General features: G+C 69.9%; 15 protein-coding genes. 7 read left to right on the plus strand and 8 right to left on the minus strand.

Translation table 11 applies throughout. From position 1 onward, the window contains the following. Positions 1 to 68: 68 nt before the first annotated feature. Positions 69 to 2,912 carry a preprotein translocase subunit SecA gene (secA, locus tag DSC45_RS07705; protein ID WP_119288351.1) on the minus strand — a complete coding sequence of 948 codons (2,844 nt, stop codon included), beginning with the start codon at positions 2,910 to 2,912 and terminating at the stop codon, positions 69 to 71. Between the two features lie 243 nt (positions 2,913 to 3,155). Here secA and DSC45_RS07710 point away from each other — a divergent pair, with 243 nt between their 5' ends. Both DSC45_RS07710 and DSC45_RS07715 read left to right on the plus strand, forming a co-directional pair. Further along, positions 3,156 to 3,737 carry a GNAT family N-acetyltransferase gene (locus tag DSC45_RS07710; RefSeq protein WP_119288484.1) on the plus strand — a complete coding sequence of 194 codons (582 nt, stop codon included), beginning with the start codon at positions 3,156 to 3,158 and terminating at the stop codon, positions 3,735 to 3,737. A gap of 94 nt (positions 3,738 to 3,831) precedes the next feature. Continuing rightward, on the plus strand, positions 3,832 to 5,019 hold the full coding sequence (locus DSC45_RS07715; protein WP_119288353.1) for a winged helix-turn-helix domain-containing protein: 1,188 nt from the start codon (positions 3,832 to 3,834) through the stop codon (positions 5,017 to 5,019). A gap of 40 nt (positions 5,020 to 5,059) precedes the next feature. Here DSC45_RS07715 and DSC45_RS07720 read toward each other — a convergent pair whose 3' ends face one another. From DSC45_RS07720 to mtnA, 7 genes are all read right to left on the minus strand, one after another. Then, positions 5,060 to 5,803 (minus strand): response regulator, encoded by a 744-nt coding sequence (locus DSC45_RS07720; RefSeq protein ID WP_119288354.1) that lies wholly within the window; start codon positions 5,801 to 5,803, stop codon positions 5,060 to 5,062. Between the two features lie 191 nt (positions 5,804 to 5,994). Then, positions 5,995 to 6,732, minus strand: coding sequence for a ribosome hibernation-promoting factor, HPF/YfiA family (gene raiA / locus DSC45_RS07725; RefSeq protein ID WP_119288356.1), 738 nt, complete (start codon positions 6,730 to 6,732; stop codon positions 5,995 to 5,997). Positions 6,733 to 7,000: 268 nt separating this feature from the next. Continuing rightward, complete coding sequence (locus tag DSC45_RS07730) at positions 7,001 to 7,813, minus strand: ComF family protein (RefSeq protein ID WP_119288358.1); 813 nt, start codon at positions 7,811 to 7,813, stop codon at positions 7,001 to 7,003. A gap of 153 nt (positions 7,814 to 7,966) precedes the next feature. Next, positions 7,967 to 9,715 carry an LpqB family beta-propeller domain-containing protein gene (locus DSC45_RS07735; RefSeq protein ID WP_240434531.1) on the minus strand — a complete coding sequence of 583 codons (1,749 nt, stop codon included), beginning with the start codon at positions 9,713 to 9,715 and terminating at the stop codon, positions 7,967 to 7,969. Between the two features lie 97 nt (positions 9,716 to 9,812). Beyond that, on the minus strand, positions 9,813 to 11,819 hold the full coding sequence (gene mtrB / locus DSC45_RS07740; RefSeq protein ID WP_240434515.1) for an MtrAB system histidine kinase MtrB: 2,007 nt from the start codon (positions 11,817 to 11,819) through the stop codon (positions 9,813 to 9,815). A 61-nt stretch (positions 11,820 to 11,880) separates the two neighbouring features. Next, the gene (mtrA, locus tag DSC45_RS07745; protein ID WP_015659998.1) at positions 11,881 to 12,570 is read right to left on the minus strand and encodes a two-component system response regulator MtrA; all 690 of its coding nucleotides are present in this window, start codon (positions 12,568 to 12,570) and stop codon (positions 11,881 to 11,883) included. Positions 12,571 to 12,574: 4 nt separating this feature from the next. Continuing rightward, positions 12,575 to 13,723 carry an S-methyl-5-thioribose-1-phosphate isomerase gene (mtnA, locus tag DSC45_RS07750; RefSeq protein ID WP_119288364.1) on the minus strand — a complete coding sequence of 383 codons (1,149 nt, stop codon included), beginning with the start codon at positions 13,721 to 13,723 and terminating at the stop codon, positions 12,575 to 12,577. A gap of 140 nt (positions 13,724 to 13,863) precedes the next feature. On the opposite strand from mtnA, the gene DSC45_RS07755 reads away from it, so the two are divergent. Genes DSC45_RS07755 through DSC45_RS07775 form a run of 5 tightly spaced genes read left to right on the plus strand, consistent with a single transcriptional unit; the run spans position 13,864 to position 19,315 of the window. Then, positions 13,864 to 15,129: a DUF7544 domain-containing protein gene (locus DSC45_RS07755; protein ID WP_119288366.1), complete on the plus strand. Its 1,266-nt coding sequence runs from the start codon at positions 13,864 to 13,866 to the stop codon at positions 15,127 to 15,129. Between the two features lie 4 nt (positions 15,130 to 15,133). After that, positions 15,134 to 15,826: a DUF4129 domain-containing protein gene (locus DSC45_RS07760; protein WP_119288368.1), complete on the plus strand. Its 693-nt coding sequence runs from the start codon at positions 15,134 to 15,136 to the stop codon at positions 15,824 to 15,826. Then, on the plus strand, positions 15,823 to 17,013 hold the full coding sequence (locus tag DSC45_RS07765) for a DUF4350 domain-containing protein (protein WP_119288370.1): 1,191 nt from the start codon (positions 15,823 to 15,825) through the stop codon (positions 17,011 to 17,013). The genes DSC45_RS07760 and DSC45_RS07765 overlap by 4 nt, the downstream gene beginning before the upstream one ends. Further along, the gene (locus DSC45_RS07770; RefSeq protein WP_119288371.1) at positions 17,010 to 17,993 is read left to right on the plus strand and encodes an AAA family ATPase; all 984 of its coding nucleotides are present in this window, start codon (positions 17,010 to 17,012) and stop codon (positions 17,991 to 17,993) included. The genes DSC45_RS07765 and DSC45_RS07770 overlap by 4 nt, the downstream gene beginning before the upstream one ends. A gap of 11 nt (positions 17,994 to 18,004) precedes the next feature. Next, on the plus strand, positions 18,005 to 19,315 hold the full coding sequence (locus DSC45_RS07775) for a DUF58 domain-containing protein (protein WP_119288373.1): 1,311 nt from the start codon (positions 18,005 to 18,007) through the stop codon (positions 19,313 to 19,315). Positions 19,316 to 19,359 lie beyond the last annotated feature (44 nt).

Raw genomic sequence — 19,359 nt, forward strand, 5'->3', positions numbered from 1 at the left:
GCCCGCACACGGAAACGGCAGGGGCCGGGTCCGGCGATTCGCCGGACCCGGCCCCTGCCGGACATCGGTCACTTCTTGCGGCGACGGCCCTTCTGCGCCTTGCGGCGCTCCGCACGCGTCATGCCGTCCGCGGACGAGCGCACCGCGGTGCCGTCCTCGTCCTCGGTGGTGAAGTCGCCCTCCACGACGCCGCCTTCGCCGTCCACCGTGGGGGCCGAGAAGTGCAGCCGGTCCGGACGCTGCGGTGCGTCGAGGCCCTTGGCGCGGATCTCCGGCCGGGCGCCCGCGGGCACGGCGTCCTGCTTGTCCTGCTTGCTGAGCGAGGTCTGCTCGGCGGCGTCCACCGGGACCTCCTCGACCTGCTGCTCGACCTGGACCTCCAGGTTGAACAGGTAGCCGACGGACTCCTCCTTGATGCCCTCCATCATGGCGGTGAACATGTCGAAGCCCTCCCGCTGGTACTCGACCAGCGGGTCCTTCTGGGCCATCGCCCGCAGGCCGATGCCCTCCTGCAGGTAGTCCATCTCGTAGAGGTGCTCACGCCACTTGCGGTCCAGGACCGAAAGGACCACGCGGCGCTCGAGCTCACGCATGATCTCCGAGCCGAGCTGCTCCTCGCGGGCCTCGTACTGCTCGTTGATGTCGTCCTTGATCGACTCACCGATGAACTCGGCGGTGAGCCCCGCCCGGTCGCCCGCGGCGTCCTCGAGGTCCTCCACCGTGACCTTGACCGGGTAGAGCTGCTTGAACGCGCCCCACAGCCTGTCCAGGTCCCACTCCTCGGCGAAGCCCTCGGCGGTCTCGGCCTGGATGTACGCGTCGATGGTGTCGTTCATGAAGTGCTGGATCTGCTCGTGCAGGTCCTCGCCCTCGAGGACGCGGCGGCGCTCGCCGTAGATGACCTCGCGCTGGCGGTTGAGCACCTCGTCGTACTTCAGGACGTTCTTACGCGTCTCGAAGTTCTGCTGCTCGACCTGCGACTGGGCGGAGGCGATGGCGCGGGTGACCATCTTGTTCTCGATGGGGACGTCGTCCGGGACGTTGGCCATGGCCATCACGCGCTCGACCATCTGCGCCTTGAACAGCCGCATCAGGTCGTCACCGAGGGAGAGGTAGAAGCGGGACTCGCCCGGGTCACCCTGTCGTCCGGAACGACCGCGCAGCTGGTTGTCGATACGGCGCGACTCGTGGCGCTCGGTGCCGAGCACGTACAGACCGCCGAGTTCGGTGACCTCGTCGTGCTCGTCCTGGACGGCTTGCTCGGCCTGCTCCAGAGCGGCAGGCAGCGCGGCCGCCCACTCCTCGATGTGCTCCTCCGGGTCGAGACCCTGCTGCCTGAGCGCGGCCTCCGCGAGGTCCTCCGGGTTGCCGCCGAGCTTGATGTCGGTGCCTCGGCCGGCCATGTTCGTCGCGACCGTGACCGAGCCCTTGCGGCCCGCCTGGGCGACGATCGGCGCCTCCCGGTCGTGCTGCTTGGCGTTGAGCACCTCGTGCGGGACGCCGCGCTTGGACAGCTGCTGCGAGAGGTACTCGGACTTCTCGACCGAGGTCGTACCGACCAGGATCGGCTGGCCCTCGCCGTGCTTCTCGACGATGTCGTCCACGACCGCGTCGAACTTCGCCTTCTCCGTGCGGTAGATCAGGTCCGACTGGTCGATGCGGACCATCGGCCGGTTGGTCGGGATCGGCACCACACCGAGCTTGTAGATCTGCTGGAACTCGGCGGCCTCGGTCATCGCCGTACCGGTCATGCCGGACAGGCCGCTCTTGTAGCCCTCGCGCTTGTAGAGGCGGAAGAAGTTCTGCAGGGTGATCGTGGCGAGCGTCTGGTTCTCGTCCTTGATGTCCACCCCTTCCTTCGCCTCGATCGCCTGGTGCATGCCCTCGTTGTACCGGCGGCCGGCGAGGATACGGCCGGTGTGCTCGTCGACGATCATGACCTCGCCGTCGATGACGACGTAGTCCTTGTCGTTCTTGAACAGTTCCTTGGCCTTGATGGCGTTGTTCAAGTAGCCGACCAGCGGGGTGTTCACCGACTCGTAGAGGTTGTCGATGCCCAGCCAGTCCTCGACCTTGGCGACGCCGGACTCGTGGATGGCGACCGTGCGCTTCTTCTCGTCGACCTCGTAGTCGCCGGTCTCCTCGATGCCCTTCAGCTGGTTGCCCGCCTCGCCCTTGGTGAGGCGGGTGACGAGCTTGGCGAAGTCGCCGTACCACTTCGTGGCCTGGTCGGCGGGGCCGGAGATGATCAGCGGCGTACGCGCCTCGTCGACGAGGATCGAGTCGACCTCGTCGACCACCGCGAAGTTGTGGCCGCGCTGGACGAGCTCGTCCTTCGACCAGGCCATGTTGTCGCGGAGGTAGTCGAAGCCGAACTCGTTGTTCGTGCCGTAGGTGATGTCGCAGTTGTACTGCTCGCGGCGCTGCGCGGGCGTCATGTTGGCGACGATGCAACCGACGGTCAGGCCAAGGAACCTGTGGACCCGGCCCATCATCTCGGAGTCGCGCTCGGCCAGGTAGTCGTTGACCGTGATGAGGTGAACGCCCTTGCCCGACAGGGCATTGAGGTACATGGGCAGCGTGCCGACCAGGGTCTTGCCCTCGCCCGTCTTCATCTCGGCCACGTAGCCGAGGTGCAGGGCGGCACCGCCCATGACCTGGACGTCGTAGTGCCGCTGGCCGAGCACGCGCTTGGCGGCCTCGCGGACGGTCGCGAACGCCTCGGGGAGCAGATCGTCCAGGCTCTCGCCGTCGGCGAAGCGTTCCTTGTACTCATCGGTCAGGGCGCGCAGCTCGGCGTCGGAGAGGCTGACGAAGTCCTCTTCGATGGAGTTGACCTGGTCCGCGATGCGGTGCAGTTTGCGCAGGATCTTTCCTTCGCCTGCACGCATGATCTTGTTGAAGACGGACACGAGGGTTGGTCTCCTTGCCGGTCGGGCCTGGCGCGGTCGGGTTCTGAACGGTGCGGGCACGGCAGATGGCACCCACCGCAACGGCCATCGTAAGCGAGGACCCCACCGCCCCGGGAGGTCCGGCCCACAAGGCGGCCACCACGACCTTCGTGAACCCTTCAGCACAACGTCCGGCAGCCCGAGAAGGTGCCGGTCCACGGCAAATTGCTCGCTGTCCGCCGCCGCGTCGACCACAATCCGTGCATGGAGCCGATCACGCTGAGCACCGAGCGCCTGTTGCTGCGCACGCCCGTCGCGGCGGACACCCCCGCAGTGTTCGAGGCGTGCCAGGATCCCATGATCCAGCGCTGGACGACCGTGCCGTCGCCCTACGCACGCGTGGACGCGGAAATCTTCACCGAGCGCCTGGTCCCGGACGGCTGGCGGGACTCGACGATGTACACCCTGGCGGCGTTCCGGCACGACGCCCCGGCCTCCGGGGACATCGTCGCCATGCTGGGGCTCAGCGCCCGCGGGACGGGTGTTTTCGAGCTCGGCTTCTGGGCCCATCCGCGCCACCGGGGCAACGGCTACACGGTCGAGGCGTCCGACGCCTTCTGCCGCTGGGGGATGCAGCACCACGGCATGGACCGGATCGAGTGGCGTGCCGAGGTCGGCAACCACGCCTCGCGGGCCGTGGCCGAGAAGTCCGGTTTCAGCTTCGAGGGCACCCTGCGCTCCGCGATCCTGAACCACGGCACCTGGCGGGACTGCTGGATCGGATCCCTGCTCCCCGCCGACCTCGGACTCCCCTCCCACGCCCCGTACTTGCCGGCCCCCTCCTGAAGCCGGCCCGCCCCGCCGGCGCACCCAGACCGTCTCGCGAACGACTTTCCGCAGGCCATCCCCGGCTGTCAGTGCCGGGCTCTACGGTACGAACATGACGTCCGCCGCACCCGCCCCCGAAGTCTCCCTCTCCGCCGACGAGGCCCGCCGCATCGCCCTGCGCGCCCAGGGCTTCCTGGGCGCCCCGGACAGGCGCGGCGCGGTGCAGGGCGTGCTGCGCCGCCTCGGGGCAGTCCAGCTCGACACGATCTCCGTCCTCGCCCGCTCCCACGAGCTCATCCCGTACGCACGCCTGGGGTCCGTGGGCCGCCCGGCGGTGGAATCGGCCTACTGGACGCCGTACGGCACGGGCGCGCCCCACACGTTCGAGTACTGGTCGCACGCCGCGTGCATCCTGCCCATCGAGGAGTGGCCGCACTTCGCCTTCCGCAGGCGTGCCTACCGTACGAGGCCGCACTGGCACCACGAGCTGAAGGCCTCCGCGTACGACCAGGTCATCAAGCAGCTGGAGGCCGAGGGCCCACTCACCGCCACGGAACTGGGCGGCGCGAAGAACAAGGGCGAGTGGTGGGACTGGTCCGAGTCCAAGGTCGCCGTCGAGCGCGCACTGATGTACGGCGAGGTGGTCTGCACGGAGCGCCGCGGCTGGAAGCGGGTGTACGACCTCGCCGAGCGCGCCATTCCGGACGCCGTGCTGCACGACGACCTGGCCGACGCCGAGTGCCTGCGCCGCCTGGTCCGTCAGGCGGGCGAGGCCCTGGGCGTGGGCACCAGGGCGGACATCGCCGACTACCACCGGATCAAGTCGGAGCAGTTCGACTCGGTGGTCGCGGACTCCGGTCTGGTGCCGGTGTCGGTGGCGGGCTGGCCGAAGCAGGCCTGGGCCGATCCGGCCGCCCTGGCGAGCGCACCGCGCGGCCGGCACCGCACCACGCTGCTGTCGCCCTTCGACTCGCTGATCTGGGAGCGGGCCCGCACCGAGCGGATCTTCGGCTTCACCCATCGCCTGGAGGCCTACGTCCCCAGGCCGAAGCGGATCTACGGGTACTTCGCGATGCCGCTGCTCGCCGGCGGGCGTCTGCACGGCCGAGTCGACCCGGCCCGCGAGGGCAGCACCCTGGTGGCCCGCCACGCGTCCCTGGACAGCCCGAAGGCGGTCGAGCCGATGGCCAGGGCGCTCAGGGAAGCGGCCTCCTGGGTCGACTGCTCGGACGTACGGGTGGAGCGGGTCAGTCCGGCGGAACTGCACGCGCCGCTGGTCTCAGCTCTCGCGTCCGTGTGAGCCGAGGGCGGTTCGGCGGCCGCTGCAGGGCCGCCGTTATTCAGCGGATCTCGAGAATCTTTTCGCGCATGGCATAGACCACTGCTTCCATCCGGGAGTGCAACTGCAGTTTCTCCAGGATATTGCGCACGTGATTCTTGACCGTGTTCTCGGAGATGAACAACTCCTTGGCGATATCACGGTTGTTCATTCCGGTGGCGACGAGTTTCAGCACTTCCAGTTCACGCTCGGTGAGCCGCGGCGCCGGCACGAGGCGTCGCTCATCGGTCCGCTGGATCATCGACTTGAACTCGGTCAGCAGCTTCGACGCCATGGACGGGCTGATCTGCGACTGCCCGTCGGCAACGGCGCGGATGGCGGTGGCGACCTCGTCCGTGGAGATCTCCTTGAGCAGATAGCCGGTGGCGCCCGCCTTGATCGCGTCGTAGAGGTCGGCTTCCTCGTCGCTGATCGTCAGCATGATGATCTTGGCGCTGGGGGCCACCTCCTTGATCGAGGTGCACGCCTCGATCCCGCCCCGCTTCGGCATCCGTACGTCCATCAGCACGATGTCGGGCAGCAGGTCGGCGGCCTTGTCGACGGCCTCGGCCCCGTCCGCGGCCTCGCCGATGACCTCGATGCCCTCCTCGTGGGCCAGGACAATCTCGAGGCCGCGGCGGAAGAGCGCGTGATCGTCCACCACAAGGACCCGGATGGGTTCCTTGGCGGTCGCGCCCATGTCCGCGCCGATGCCATGGACGCCGTCGTCGGCCTCGTTACGCATCGGTCCGAAACTGTCCGCCATCGTTCCTCCCCCTGAAGGCCGTGGCCTGATTACAAGTGGCACTCCAACCCGCGCCGACAGCACATGGGTTGGCCTGCACACCCATGCTTTCATGACTGGACGGCGACCCGGTGCCCGTAGGGGGCGCATCAGGGTGCCCCTGGCGGCGCGCAACGCGCTCCAGGGGCACCACGGAAACGGTCACCGATGCGTCATCCGCCGAGTGCGCCGCCCGCGTCCGCGGACTGCGGCTTCGTCACCATCGGGTCGGTGTTCAGGTGGATGACGCCGTAGTCGTAGGCGTGACGGCGGTAGACGACGCTGGGCTCCTTGGTCTCGGAGTCGACGAACAGATAGAAGTCGTGCCCGACCAACTCCATCTCGTAGAGCGCCTGGTCGAGCGTCATGGGTGCGGCGACGTGGCTCTTCTCGCGGACCACCAGAGGGCCTTCGCCCTGCACCTCGAGGGAACCCACGCGCCTGGTCGGCACGTCCTCCCCGGTCTCGTCCGCGGCGAGGTCGCCCTCTCCGTTCAGGACCGCCGTGCCGGGGACCACCTCGGCGACCTCGGCGGCCGAGATACGGCCGTTGCCCCGGCGGGTGGAGCGCTTGCTGTGCTGCTTGCGCAGCCGCGCCTCCAGCTTCTCCTGCGCCAGATCGAGCGCCGCGTACGCGTCGCTCGCCGCCGCCTCCGCGCGGATCACCGGCCCCCGGGTACGGAGTGTGATCTCCACCCGGTCGGAACGGTCAGCCTGTCGCGGGTTGGGCTCCTTGGACACCTCGACGTCGAGGCTGATCACCTTGCCGTCGAGCTTCTGGATCTTGTCCAGCTTCAGCTTCTCGGCCACGTGCTTGCGGAACCGCTCGGGCACCTCGGTCTTGCGGCCCTTGACGACGATGTCCACGCAGAACTCCGTTCCCGGATCGCTCCGCTCCGTGCGGCGGAGCATCTCCCTTTTGCACCAGGCTCCGGTATGCGCCGGAGCCTCGGACTCGGTGACTTCCACCTCCTCCTCCCCCGGGGACAAGATCCACACCCCCGCAAGAACGAGTGGTTACAGAAACCCGCGCCGGCATTTCGGGAGGCGAGGGACAGCGTCCACCATTCCTCACAACCGAACATATCCCGGCCGGACGGATACCGTCACCCTCTGACCTGACGTACCTCCGTTCAGGCGAATTTGAACTCTCTCTACCTGCAACGATGCAAGTTCCCCATCAGTTCCGGTTTATTTCGAAAGAATCCGGCGAGGCCGCGATCACCGCCGCCCTCGTTCGACTCTTCACCGTCGATTCCCCTCTCTGTGCGAGGCGTACGACGCGGGCGGCTTCGGCGAGTGAGGCCCCGGTCGTCATCAGATCGTCGACAACCACGACCCGCCGCCCCGCAAGCAGCCTGCCCACGCCCGGCGCCAGTTCGAGCGCGCCCCGCAGATTCGCCTGCCGCTCGCGGGAGTTGAGCCCCGACTGGTCCGCGACCACCCGGCCGTGGCGCAGCGCAGGCACGACTTCCGCCGGCGCACCCGCTCTGCGCAATCTCCGCGCAGCGGCCAGCGCCATGCGCCGCGTCGGGTCGTGCCCACGTCTGCCCACGATCCGTCGGGCGGACGGCATGGGCACCAGCAGCACAGGCCGCTCCGAGCACACCCGCAAGGCACGCCCTCGGTGAGGGCGGGGCCACGGCCCCGCATCCACCGTCGTACCGGTGCGGGTACCCACTTCCCCCGCGTTACGCACCTCCATCTCGCCCTCGCCCACCACACCCGCGAGCGCCCGCCCCAAGGCGTCCGCCAGCACCATCGCACCTCGCTCCTTGTGCGCCAGCAATACCGAGCGCACCGCATCCGCGTACGGCGCCGCCGCGTGCACCACCGGCAACCCGGCCGGCTCCGGCGAGGGCCTCACCCGGCCCGGCACCCGCCCCCACAACTCCTCACCACAGGCCTCGCACAACACCGCGCGCCCGCGCCCGCACCCCGCGCAATCGACCGGCAACACCAAGTCGGCGACGTCTCTCCAGATCGTCCGCATGCATCCACTCTGCCCACGAAACGGGCATCCCGCCACCCCTGTGGAAAACTCCGGCCGAGACCGCCAATTCGCCTCTCACCAGGCAGGATTCAGTGGTACAAGCCCCCAGGTTCAGCGGTACAAGCCCCACACCGCACCATCAGCCGCCTGCACTCACCCCGGGTAGACCGGAGCCGAACCTTCCTTGAGTACGGTCCGCCAGTTCGCCCCCTGCGCCAGCCGCACGATCCCGTCCTCGGAATGGGCCACCAGCGGCAGCCGGTCGTCCTCCGAAGCCGCGATCTCCGTGGCCCCGGTCAGCCCCGGCAACGTGGGGCCCAACGACACGGAGCCGTCGCTCTGCACATAGCGCAACTGCTGCACCCCGCCGGCCTCCTTGCCCACCACGACGAGCCGGCTCCCCCCGGCCCAGGACATCGCGGTGACCTCCTCCATCTGCGGTGCGGCCAGGCGCAGTTCCCTGACATCCACCACCGGCTCGTCGGGCGTACCCTCACGCTCGACGCGCCCCACCTTGAGCGACACGGTCCCTTCGTCCTCGACGAGCAGCGCGACCCGCGCACCGTCCGCCGAGACCCGGACGGACTTGATCCGCCCGTCGCCCAGCCCGGCGACCCTCACCTCGGTCGGGGCGCCCTCGCCCTCGGGAAGCCACAGAAGACGCGGGTTCTCAGGATCCTGATCGGCCACCCACAGATCGCCCCTGCCGTCCCAACTGGGCGCCGTCAGCCGGTCCTCCTCCTTCTTGGCCTTGCTGCGCACCTTCGTACGCTCCAGCGAGCCACCGGCAAGCAGCGAGCCGACGAACAGCGAATTGCCGTCGTTCGACACCCCTGCCGCCCGGTCCTCGGCCCGCGACACGGCCACCGTGCGGAACTCCTGCTCCCCCGCACCGAACGGCCCGGACACCGGCTCCACGTCATCGCCGTTCTTCGGCATCCGGACCAACTGACCCTTGTCGTCGACGAAGTACTGGTACGCCAGCGTGCCCGCCGTGTGATGCGGAGCCACACCGTCCGCCTGGTCCGCGTCGAGAGCGCACAGCCGCGAGCCGTTGGACCGCTGCAGTTCGATCTCCTCGATACCCGTGGAGGTGAGGTCCTGCAGAGTGAAGAAGAGCTGCGCCGCCATGTTCACGCAGCGGTCCTGCCGTATGCCGTCCGCCTTGCGGTTCAGCGGCACCTTCAGGCGGTTCTGGTCGTCCGGCGAGAGCGACTTGGTGCCCTTCTTCAGAGCCGTGCCGGTCGGGAAGCGCGAACTGACCACCGGGTTCAGCCAGTCCGTCGGCCCCTCCAGGAGGGACTTCACCGACTGGGTCACCGGATCTATCCGCTTGCGTACGTAGACCGGATCCGCCACCAGCGGGGCCTGGCCTGCACTGTCGCCGTCCGAGGACGAACGCGAAGCGAAGTAGTACTTGTTGACCGAGAGATAGATCCGCTTGAAGTCCGACTCACCGAGCACCACGCCTTCGGGCAGGTCCTCGATGCGCCATTCGTCGCCGTCCTTGCCCTTCTGCTTCGTGAGATGCAGCGTCTCGGCGTACGGGCCCTCGTCCGACTCGTAGGCGCGCTTCGCATTGATCGTGGCGATCTTGCGGCCGGTCAGGCCGTAGGTGAACCCACCGCCGTCCCGGTCGTTGCTCGTCCGGTCCGGGTCCCGGTTCGGCCCGTCCGCGAGGACCGTGGTGGCACTGCCCGGCTGCCAGCCCTCGGAGGCCTCGTCGGTGAGGTACTTGCGGGCCATCGCATAGTCCGCCTCGTCGCTGGTCAGGGCCTCGAGGAAACCCTCGACGATCTCCGCGGGCGGTGCTCCGTCCCGCGGCGGCACCCCGAAGACGCGCACCTGGGAGTCGCCCTGCGCGGGGACGTCCACGGGCCCCGCGCCACCGCTGTCGGGCATCGAGGCGCAGCCGGTCAGCAGCACACCGCCGCACGCCCAGAGCGCCACGCCCTTGCGCCGGCCGCGGCGGCCGCTCGTCCCGGCCCGTCGCCCGCCGTCAGACCTCACGGGTCGCCCCTCCCTCGTCGTCCTCCACGCGGTCATGCCCCTGGCCCGGAATGCCTGGCTCCGGCCGTGGTCCTGCCGTGTCGGGCTCGGCCTCCGCCCGCTCCTTCGGCCGGGCGATCACGCGCGCTCCGCTGCCGGGCAGCGCCGTCGGATCGACGGCGGGACGCACCGGCCCGGTGGCCGTGCCCCCCGGAACCACGCCGGCCTGCCGCTCGGGCGAAGCCTGCGCCGGAACCGTGGCCTGCTTGGCGGAGCCACCGAGCGGCAGCCCGGCGTCGCCGAGCCCACGATGACGTCGCGAATCCTCCGGCTCCAGAGGTATCGGCGAGCCCCGCAGCGCCTCGTCCGCCGTGCCCGGCAACGTCAGCCGGAACTGGGAACCACCGCCCGGCTCCCCCCACGCCTGCAGCCAGCCGCCATGCAGCCGGGCGTCCTCCAGGGCGATGGACAGGCCCAGCCCCGTACCGCCCGTCGTCCGCGCACGCGCCGGGTCCGCCCGCCAGAACCGGTTGAACACCCGTGTCGCCTCGCCCGGCTTCAGTCCCACCCCGTAGTCGCGCACGGCGACGGCGACCGCGCCACCGGCCGATGCGAGCTTCACCACCACGTCCTCGCCCTCGCCGTGCTCGACGGCGTTCACCACCAGGTTGCGCAGGACCCGCTCCACCCTGCGGGCATCGGCCTCCGCGACCACCGGCCGGTCGTCTCCGACGATCCGTATCCGGCCGCCCTTGCGCTCGGCCAGCGGCTCCGCCCCGCCGACCACCCGGCGCACCACATCGCGAAGGTCCACGGCCTCCGACTCCAGAGCCGCCGCCCCGGCGTCGAAGCGGCTGATCTCGAGCAGATCGGCGAGCAGCGATTCGAATCGGTCCAACTGGTCCGCGAGCAGCTCCGCCGACCGCGCCGTCACCGGATCGAAGTCGACGCGCGCCTCATGAATGACGTCCGCGGCCATCCGTACCGTCGTGAGCGGCGTCCGCAGTTCGTGCGACACGTCCGACACGAAGCGGCGCTGCATCCGCGAAAGGTCCTCCAGCTGCTGGATCTTCAGCTGAAGGTTCTGCGCCATCTTGTTGAAGGCCTCGCCGAGCCGTGCGATGTCATCCTCGCCGGTGACCTTCATCCGTTCCTGCAGCCGCCCCGCCGAGAGCCGCTCCGCGATCCCCGCGGCCATCCGGACCGGCGTGACGATCTGCCGCACCACCAGCCAGGCGATCGCCCCGAGCAGGACGACCACGAAGAGACCCGCCGTCGCCAGCGTGCCCTTCACCAGGCTCAGCGACTTCTCCTCCTGCGCCAGCGGGAAGAGGTAGTAGAGCTGGTACGAATCGCCGTTCACATCCCGCAGGCTCTTGCCGATCGCCAGGCCGGGTGTCGAATCCACGGTCCTGTCGGTATGCACGATCCGGGCGAAGCTCTGATAAGCGCCGTTGCTGCGGTCGACCTCCCTGCGCAGCTCGGTCGGCACACTGGACAGCGCGTTGACCCCACCCGAGGCGCGCGGGCCGCGGCCCTTCTCCGCATCGCTGCCCTCGCCCGCGCTCAGCGCCACCACATGGAAGGCGCTCTGCCCACTGCTGGACAGCTGCACCACGAGCTCCGAGCGCCACAGCGCCGCGTTCTGCTGGGCTCCGCCGCCGTCCGAACTGTCGCCACCGCCCCGGCCGGCGGAGTTGGCCATGTCCTGGGCAGCCTTGAACCCGCCCGTGGCCTGGATCTGCGAAGCCTTCTCCTTGGCATCGAGCAGGCCATTACGCACCTGCCCGATCACGACGAAGCCGAGCAGCAGTACGACACCGAGCGACATCAGCAGCGTGGTCGCCACGACCCGCAGCTGGATGTTCCGCCGCCACAGGCGCATGACCGGCAGCAGCGGCCGCCGCACCCAGCGGGTGAACAGCCGCAGCACGGGGCTGCCCTGCACCCCGCCCTGCAGCAGCAGCCCGCTGTCGACGACCCTTCCGAGCCGGGAGGCACGCCCCTTCGAAGTCACCGGCGGAACCGGACGAGACCCCGGCTCCCCGGCCTCCGGAGCAGCTTGCTCCCGGGACACGTCAGCTCGGTCCCGCCTTGTAACCGACACCACGGACGGTCACAACGATCTCCGGGCGTTCCGGGTCCTTCTCCACCTTCGACCGCAGTCGCTGAACGTGGACGTTCACCAGGCGGGTGTCCGCCGCGTGCCGGTACCCCCAGACCTGCTCGAGCAGCACCTCGCGCGTGAACACCTGCCACGGCTTGCGCGCGAGCGCGACCAGCAGGTCGAACTCGAGCGGCGTCAGCGCGATCGACTGTCCGTCGCGCTTGACGGAGTGCCCCGCCACGTCGATGACCAGGTCACCTATGGCGAGCTGCTCCGGCGCGGGTTCCTCGGAACGCCGCAGCCTGGCCCGGATCCGCGCGACAAGCTCCTTGGGCTTGAACGGCTTGACGATGTAGTCGTCGGCACCGGACTCGAGCCCGACCACCACGTCCACGGTGTCGCTCTTGGCCGTCAGCATCACGATCGGCACCCCGGACTCCGCCCTGATCAGGCGGCACACCTCGATGCCGTCCCGGCCGGGAAGCATCAGGTCGAGCAACACCAGATCCGGCTTGGTCTCCCGGAAGGCAGCCAGCGCCTTGTCGCCATCCGCTACGAACGACGGTTCAAAACCTTCTCCACGCAACACAATGCCGAGCATCTCGGCCAGTGCGGTGTCGTCGTCGACGACAAGGACTCGTCCCTTCATAAACGACATCATCCCATTAGCTAATCGTTACCTGGCGTGACCTGGCACACAGCTCGTCGAGCCGCCCTGCCGTCACCGGCGAAATGGCCCCGAATTCGGTGACGATCGCCGTCACCAACTCGGGTGGCGTCACATCGAACGCCGGGTTGTACGCCTGCGTGCCCAACGGCGCCACAGGAATGCCGCCTCCCGCTTCTCCACCCGCCACGCGCACCCGCGGTGCCGTGAACTCCGTCACTTCATGCCCTGACCTCTGCTCGACCTCGATCGCCGCCCCGTCCGCGGCGTCCGGATCGACCGTCGTCGCCGGCGCCACCACGACGAACGGCACGTGGTGGTACTTGGCGAGGACCGCGAGCGGATAGCTCCCCACCTTGTTCGCCACAGAACCGTCGGCCGCGATGCGGTCGGCCCCGATCAGCACCGCGTCCACCTCACCCGCCGCGAACAGCGACCCCGCCGCGTTGTCCGTCAACAGGCTGTACGCCATACCTGAGCGCGCCGCCTCGTACGCCGTAAGCCTTGCACCTTGCAGCAACGGCCGCGTTTCGTCGACCCACAGCCTTCTCAGCCGCCCGGCACGATGGGCTTCGAGCGCCACCGCGAAGGCGGTTCCCTCGCCCCCGGACACCAGCCGACCCGTGTTGCAGTGCGTCAGGATCCGATGACCTCCGCCCGGGACCAGCTCGTCCAGGAGGGCGAGGCCGTGCCGCGCCATCTCCCGGCTCGCCTCGGCATCCTCCCGGTGCAGCGCCTTCGCCGCGTCGAGCGCGGCCGCGGCAGCACTCGCCTCGTCTCCGCCGGAGCCCAACGCCGACCGGTACGCGGTCCGCGCCCTGCGCACACCACCGGCCAGGTTGACCGCCGTGGGCCGTGCGGTGGCGAGCGCACCCGCCGCCTCGTCCACGTCGAAGCCCCGCGCCGCAGCGAGCGCGACACCGTACGCACCGGCGATGCCGAGCAAGGGCGCTCCCCGTACGGCAAGCGTCCTGATCGCCTCGCCGAGGGCGGGCGGATCCGTGCACACCAGCTCGACCTCCTCCACGGGCAGCCGGGTCTGGTCGAGGAGCACCAGGACCGGCCCCTCCGGCGACTCCTCCCAGCGGATCGAAGGAATCCCCTTCGCCCCGCCGCACTCGGGGGATCGTGCTCGCTGATCAGCCATCCGCCCAGTCTCCCCCCAACCCGGCGGACAATTGAAGGTACGCAGCCCTTACGGGGCCTGGCCCACGAACAAGCACGCCATGGCACGATGGCTGCCAACCCACCGCCGCACACGCGGTCGGGCACCGTGAAGGAGCGACGATGAACGACACTCCGGGCTGGGCTTCGCCCGGATCTGCCGCCTCGGACGGAGACAACCGGGGCGTCTCTCGGCCTGCCGACCCCGACGACGCTCCGGCCTCGAAGTGGTCGAAGGACCAGCCACCCGCGGGTCAGTGGTCCGCACCAGGCACCCAAGCCCCCGGCGGGCAGCAGGCGCAGGGCCCCGGCCCCGACGGCCCTCGCTGGGGCGGCGCCCCCGGGCCCGGGCAGCCACGCGGCGGCTGGGGAGGAGGCTGGGGCGGCCCTCCGCAGGCCGCGAAGCCCGGCGTGATCCCGCTGCGCCCGCTCGGCGTCGGCGAGATCCTCGACGGCGCGGTCTCCACGATGCGGGCGCACTGGCGCACCGTGCTCGGCATCTCGCTCACCGTCGCCGTGATCACGGAGATCGTGGTCGTCCTGCTCCAGGGGCTCGTCCTGAACTCCCAGGGCAGTACGGACGCCCTCAGCGACCCGAACGCGAGCGTCGACGAACTGAGCCGCGCGCTCGGCAACTCGCTCGTCGAGACCGGTGTCGTTCTGCTGATCTCGCTGCTCGGCACCTTCGTCGTGACCGCGCTGCTCACCATGGTCACCAGCCGAGCCGTCCTCGGTAAGTCCGTGACCAGCTCCGAGGCCTGGCGGGACGCCCGGCCTCAGCTGCCCCGCCTGCTCGGCCTCACCTTCGTGCTGCCCCTGCTCGCCGCTCTGGTCGTGGGCCTCTGCATGGTGCCGGGCATCCTGATCTCCGTAACGTCCGGATCGGACGCCGGTATCGCGCTCGCCATGCTCGGCGCACTCGCCGGCGCCGTGCTGGCCGTATGGCTGATGGTCCGCTTCTCGCTGTCGTCCCCGGCCCTGATGCTGGAGAAGCAGAGCATCCGCAAGTCCCTGGGACGCTCCGCCAAGCTCGTCAGGGGCTCCTGGTGGCGGGTCTTCGGCATCCAGCTGCTCGCGGCGATCCTGGTGAACGTCATGGTGTCGATCATCGTCATCCCCTTCACCTTCATCGCCGTCGCACTCAGCGGCGACGGCGTGAGCGGATTCCTCGGCACCGGCGGCGGCGACGTCGGCTGGACCTTTCTGATCGTCAGCGGCATCGGGTCCGTGATCGGCTCGATGCTGGCCTTCCCGATCACGGCCGGAGTCACCGTCCTGCTCTACGTCGACCTGCGCATCCGCCGCGAGGCCCTCGACCTCGAACTCGTCCGCGCGGCAGGCCTTTCCGGCCCGGCCGCCGACGCACCCGGCGCCGGGCCGGGGAGTTGACGGGGTGACCTGGGCGGGGGGCTTCCTGGGCACGATCGGTGCACTGCCTGCGGCCGGAGACGAACCTCCGGTCACGGTGGGGCGTACCCCTGCCCGGGAGGCCGCCGAGCGCGAACTGTCCCGTCCGAGATACCACGAGAACGACCCGAGCCTCTTCCAGCGCGCTCTCAACCGCTTCTGGGACTGGGTCGGCGATCTCTTCGACGCCGCCTCGGGGGCAACACCCGGCGGAGGGCTCGGACTTGTCGTGATCCTCCTCGTGGCCGTCGCACTGCTGGCTCTCCTGTGGTGGCGGCTCGGCCGCCCCGAGCGGACCGGCACCCCCTCGTCCGCCCTCTTCGACGAACGCCCTCGCACTGCTGCCGAACACCGGGCGGCCGCCGAGGCCCACGCAACCGACGGACGATGGAGCCAGGCGGTACAGGAACGGATGCGCGCCCTGGTTCGGAGCCTGGAGGAACGCGCTCTGCTGGACCCACGCCCCGGCCGCACGGCCGACGAGGCGGCCACCGAAGCCGGCCGTTCACTCCCCGCCCACGCTGCCCGACTTGTCGCGGCCGCCCGCGACTTCGACGACATCACGTACGGCGGACGCACCGCCGACGAGACCGCGTACCGCCGGATGACCGAACTGGACGGCGACGTGGAACGCACGAAGCCCGAACTCGTCGAGACGGCCCACGGAGCGGACGCATGACCGGGGCCGCACCCGTCTCCACCTCGGCCTCCCCCACCGCTCGCCAGGTGTGGACCCGTGGCCGCGGAATCCTGCTCGCCCTCACCCTTCTGCTGGTCGCCGGCATCGCCATCGCCGCCGTCCGCTCGGGCGGCCAGCACGGCCGTCTCGATCCGCGCTCCGCAGACCCCAACGGCAGCCTGGCGGTCGCCGAACTCCTCGCCGAACGCGACGTATCCACCCGCGTCGTCACCACCACCGCCCAGGCCGCCCGCGCCGCCGGCCCCGACACCACCGTCCTGGTCGCCGCCCCCGACGCACTCACCCATCGCCAGCAGTCGAAGCTGCGGTCCGCCACCGAGAACGCCGGTGGCCGGACCGTCCTGCTCTCCGCCGGAGCTCCCTCCGTCGCACGACTCGCCCCAGGCGTCGAAGCAGCTCCCCCCAGCATCGAGACGACCCTGGAACCCGGCTGCTCGCTGCCCGAGGCACGCCGCGCCGGCCGCGCCGACACCGGCGGCGCCCGCTACGACACCGCACGACTCGAAGCCGATTCCTGCTACGTCAGCGACGGCCTCCCGACCCTGCTGCGCATGCCGGACGACACCGGCAAGGGCGACACCGTCCTCATCGGCGCGGCAGACATCCTGTACAACGACCGTCTCGACGACGAGGGCAACGCCTCGCTCACCCTCCAACTCCTCGGCTCCCGCCCACATCTGGTCTGGTACCTGCCTTCCCTCTCCGACGCCGCAGCCGAGGACGACAGCGGCGAAAGCAGCTTCGTCGACCTCGTCCCCGCGGGCTGGCGCTGGGGAGCCCTGCAACTCACCATCGCCGCGGTCCTGGCCGCCCTCTGGCAAGGCCGTCGCCTCGGCCCTCTGGTCCTCGAGCACCTGCCCGTCGCCGTACGCGCCTCGGAGACCGTCGAGGGCCGCGCACGGCTCTACCGCAAGGCCAACGCCCGCGAACGCGCCGCCACCGCACTGCGCTCCGCCACCAGGTCCCGCCTCGCACCCCTGGTCGGCCTGCCCCCGTCCCGCGCGCAGGCATCCGAAGCCCTGCTCCCCGCCCTGTCGTCCCAACTCCCGGACAGCACCACCGATCTGCAGTCCCTGCTCTTCGGACCTCCGCCGTCCAACGATGCGGCTCTCGTCGCCCTGGCCGACCAACTCGACGCCCTCGAAAGAGAGGTACGCACGTCATGAGCACCCCGATCACCGACAGCCCCGGGAACGCGGACCAAGCCCGCGCCGCCCTGGAGGCACTTCGCGCCGAGATCGCGAAGGCCGTGGTCGGCCAGGATCCCGCGGTGACAGGACTGGTCGTCGCACTCCTGTGCCGCGGTCACGTCCTCCTGGAAGGCGTGCCCGGCGTCGCCAAGACCCTCCTGGTCCGCGCCTTCGCCACTGCCCTCCAACTCGACACCAAACGCATCCAGTTCACCCCCGACCTGATGCCCAGCGACGTCACCGGCTCACTCGTCTACGACGCCCGCACCGCGGAGTTCTCCTTCCAGCCCGGCCCGGTCTTCACCAATCTCCTCCTCGCGGACGAGATCAACCGCACCCCGCCCAAGACCCAGTCCTCCCTCCTCGAGGCGATGGAGGAACGCCAGGTCACCGTCGACGGCACCCCCCGCCCGCTGCCGGGCCCCTTCCTGGTCGCCGCCACACAGAACCCCGTCGAGTACGAGGGCACCTACCCTCTCCCCGAAGCACAGCTCGACCGCTTCCTCCTCAAGCTCAACGTCCCCCTCCCCTCTCGCCAGGACGAGATCGCCGTCCTCACCCGCCACTCCGAGGGCTTCAACCCTCGCGATCTCGCCGCCGCCGGCCTGCACCCCGTGGCCGGCCCCGCCGACCTGGAGGCCGCCCGCACCGCAGTGGCAAAGACATCGGTCTCCCCCGAAATCACCGGCTACGTCGTCGACGTCTGCCGGGCCACCCGCGACTCCCCGTCCCTCACCCTCGGCGTCTCTCCCCGTGGCGCCACCGCACTGCTCTCCACGGCACGCGCCTGGGCCTGGCTCACGGGCCGCGACTACGTATCGCCCGACGACGTGAAGGCACTGGCGCTCCCCACGCTCCGCCACCGCGTCCAACTGCGCCCCGAGGCAGAGATGGAAGGAGTCACCGCCGACTCCGTCATCAACTCGATCCTGGCGAACGTCCCCGTACCCCGCTGATCCGAGGACCCATGGCACTCACAGGACGCGCCGCCCTCCTAGCGGCCCTCGGCACCCTGCCCGTCGGCTTCCTCGCACCCAGCTGGACGGGCATCCTCGCCGTCAATATCCCCCTGTCGCTCGCAATGATGTGCGACTACACCCTGGCCGCGCCAGTACGAACGCTCCGTTTCACCCGCACCGGTGACACGTCAGTTCGACAGGGTGACGCGGCACAGGTCGAACTCGCCGTGACCAACCCGTCGGCACGCCGGCTCCGCGCCGAGCTTCGCGACGCCTGGCCGCCCAGCAGCTGGACCTCCGAGGCGGAAGCCGCCGGCGCCCACCATCAAGTCACCGTCCCGGCAGGGGAACGCCGTCGCGTCACGACCCTCCTGCGGCCCACCCGCCGCGGTGACCGTCACGCCGACCGTGTGACGGTCCGCTCATTCGGACCGCTCGGCCTCATGGCCCGCCAGGGCAGCCACCGCGTGCCCGGGACCGTTCGCGTGCTCCCCCCGTTCCACAGCCGGAAGCATCTGCCCTCACGCCTCGCACGCCTGCGTGAACTGGACGGCCGCACAAGCGTCTTGACCCGCGGCGAAGGTACCGAGTTCGACAGCCTCCGCGACTACATCCCGGGCGACGACACCCGCTCCATCGACTGGCGGGCCACTGCCCGCCGGACCGCCGTGGCCGTCCGCACCTGGCGCCCCGAACGTGACCGCCACATTCTCCTGGTCCTCGACACGGGCCGTACATCCGCAGGCAGGGTCGGCGACATCCCTCGCCTCGATGCCTCCATGGACGCCGCGCTGCTCCTGGCCGCGCTGGCCTCACGAGCCGGCGACCGCGTGGACCTGCTCGCCTACGACCGCCGGATCAGAGCACTCGTCCAGGGCCGCGCCTCCGGCGAACTCCTGCCGGCCTTGGTGAACGCCATGGCCCCGCTCGAACCCGAACTCGTGGAGACCGACTCCAGGGGCCTGACCGCGACTGCCTTGCACACAGCTCCCCGCCGCTCCCTCGTAGTCCTCCTCACGAGCCTGGACGCAGCACCCGTCGAGGAAGGGCTCCTTCCGGTCCTGTCCCGCCTCACCGAACGGCACTCCGTGGTCCTGGCCTCGGTCGCGGACAGTCGGATCGAGCACATGGCCACGTCCCGCGGCGACACGGAAAACGTCTACGACGCTGCCGCAGCAGCTCAAGCCCAGGCCGAACGTCGGCGTACAGCTGATCAATTGAAGCGTCGCGGTGTCACGGTCGTCGACGCCACCCCCGAGGACCTCGCACCTGCACTGGCGGACACCTACCTGGCACTGAAATCGACAGGCCGGCTCTGAAGCCTCACCGACACAAAACAACCGGGAGAAACTGCCCCAGAAAT

The organism is Streptomyces sp. YIM 130001, assembly GCF_003574445.1.
Classification (GTDB): Bacteria; Actinomycetota; Actinomycetes; order Streptomycetales; family Streptomycetaceae; genus Streptomyces.

What these genes read in the sequence shown, in the direction of transcription:
- mtrA (WP_015659998.1), bottom strand. Translation starts at nt 12,570, where the DNA reads ATGATGTCGTTTATGAAGGGACGAGTCCTTGTCGTCGACGACGACACC.
- DSC45_RS07720 (WP_119288354.1), bottom strand. Translation starts at nt 5,803, where the DNA reads ATGGCGGACAGTTTCGGACCGATGCGTAACGAGGCCGACGACGGCGTC.
- DSC45_RS07715 (WP_119288353.1), top strand. Translation starts at nt 3,832, where the DNA reads ATGACGTCCGCCGCACCCGCCCCCGAAGTCTCCCTCTCCGCCGACGAG.
- DSC45_RS07735 (WP_240434531.1), bottom strand. Translation starts at nt 9,715, where the DNA reads ATGCCCGACAGCGGTGGCGCGGGGCCCGTGGACGTCCCCGCGCAGGGC.
- DSC45_RS07765 (WP_119288370.1), top strand. Translation starts at nt 15,823, where the DNA reads ATGACCGGGGCCGCACCCGTCTCCACCTCGGCCTCCCCCACCGCTCGC.
- DSC45_RS07755 (WP_119288366.1), top strand. Translation starts at nt 13,864, where the DNA reads ATGAACGACACTCCGGGCTGGGCTTCGCCCGGATCTGCCGCCTCGGAC.
- DSC45_RS07770 (WP_119288371.1), top strand. Translation starts at nt 17,010, where the DNA reads ATGAGCACCCCGATCACCGACAGCCCCGGGAACGCGGACCAAGCCCGC.
- DSC45_RS07730 (WP_119288358.1), bottom strand. Translation starts at nt 7,813, where the DNA reads ATGCGGACGATCTGGAGAGACGTCGCCGACTTGGTGTTGCCGGTCGAT.
- DSC45_RS07775 (WP_119288373.1), top strand. Translation starts at nt 18,005, where the DNA reads ATGGCACTCACAGGACGCGCCGCCCTCCTAGCGGCCCTCGGCACCCTG.
- DSC45_RS07710 (WP_119288484.1), top strand. Translation starts at nt 3,156, where the DNA reads ATGGAGCCGATCACGCTGAGCACCGAGCGCCTGTTGCTGCGCACGCCC.
- raiA (WP_119288356.1), bottom strand. Translation starts at nt 6,732, where the DNA reads ATGCTCCGCCGCACGGAGCGGAGCGATCCGGGAACGGAGTTCTGCGTG.
- mtnA (WP_119288364.1), bottom strand. Translation starts at nt 13,723, where the DNA reads ATGGCTGATCAGCGAGCACGATCCCCCGAGTGCGGCGGGGCGAAGGGG.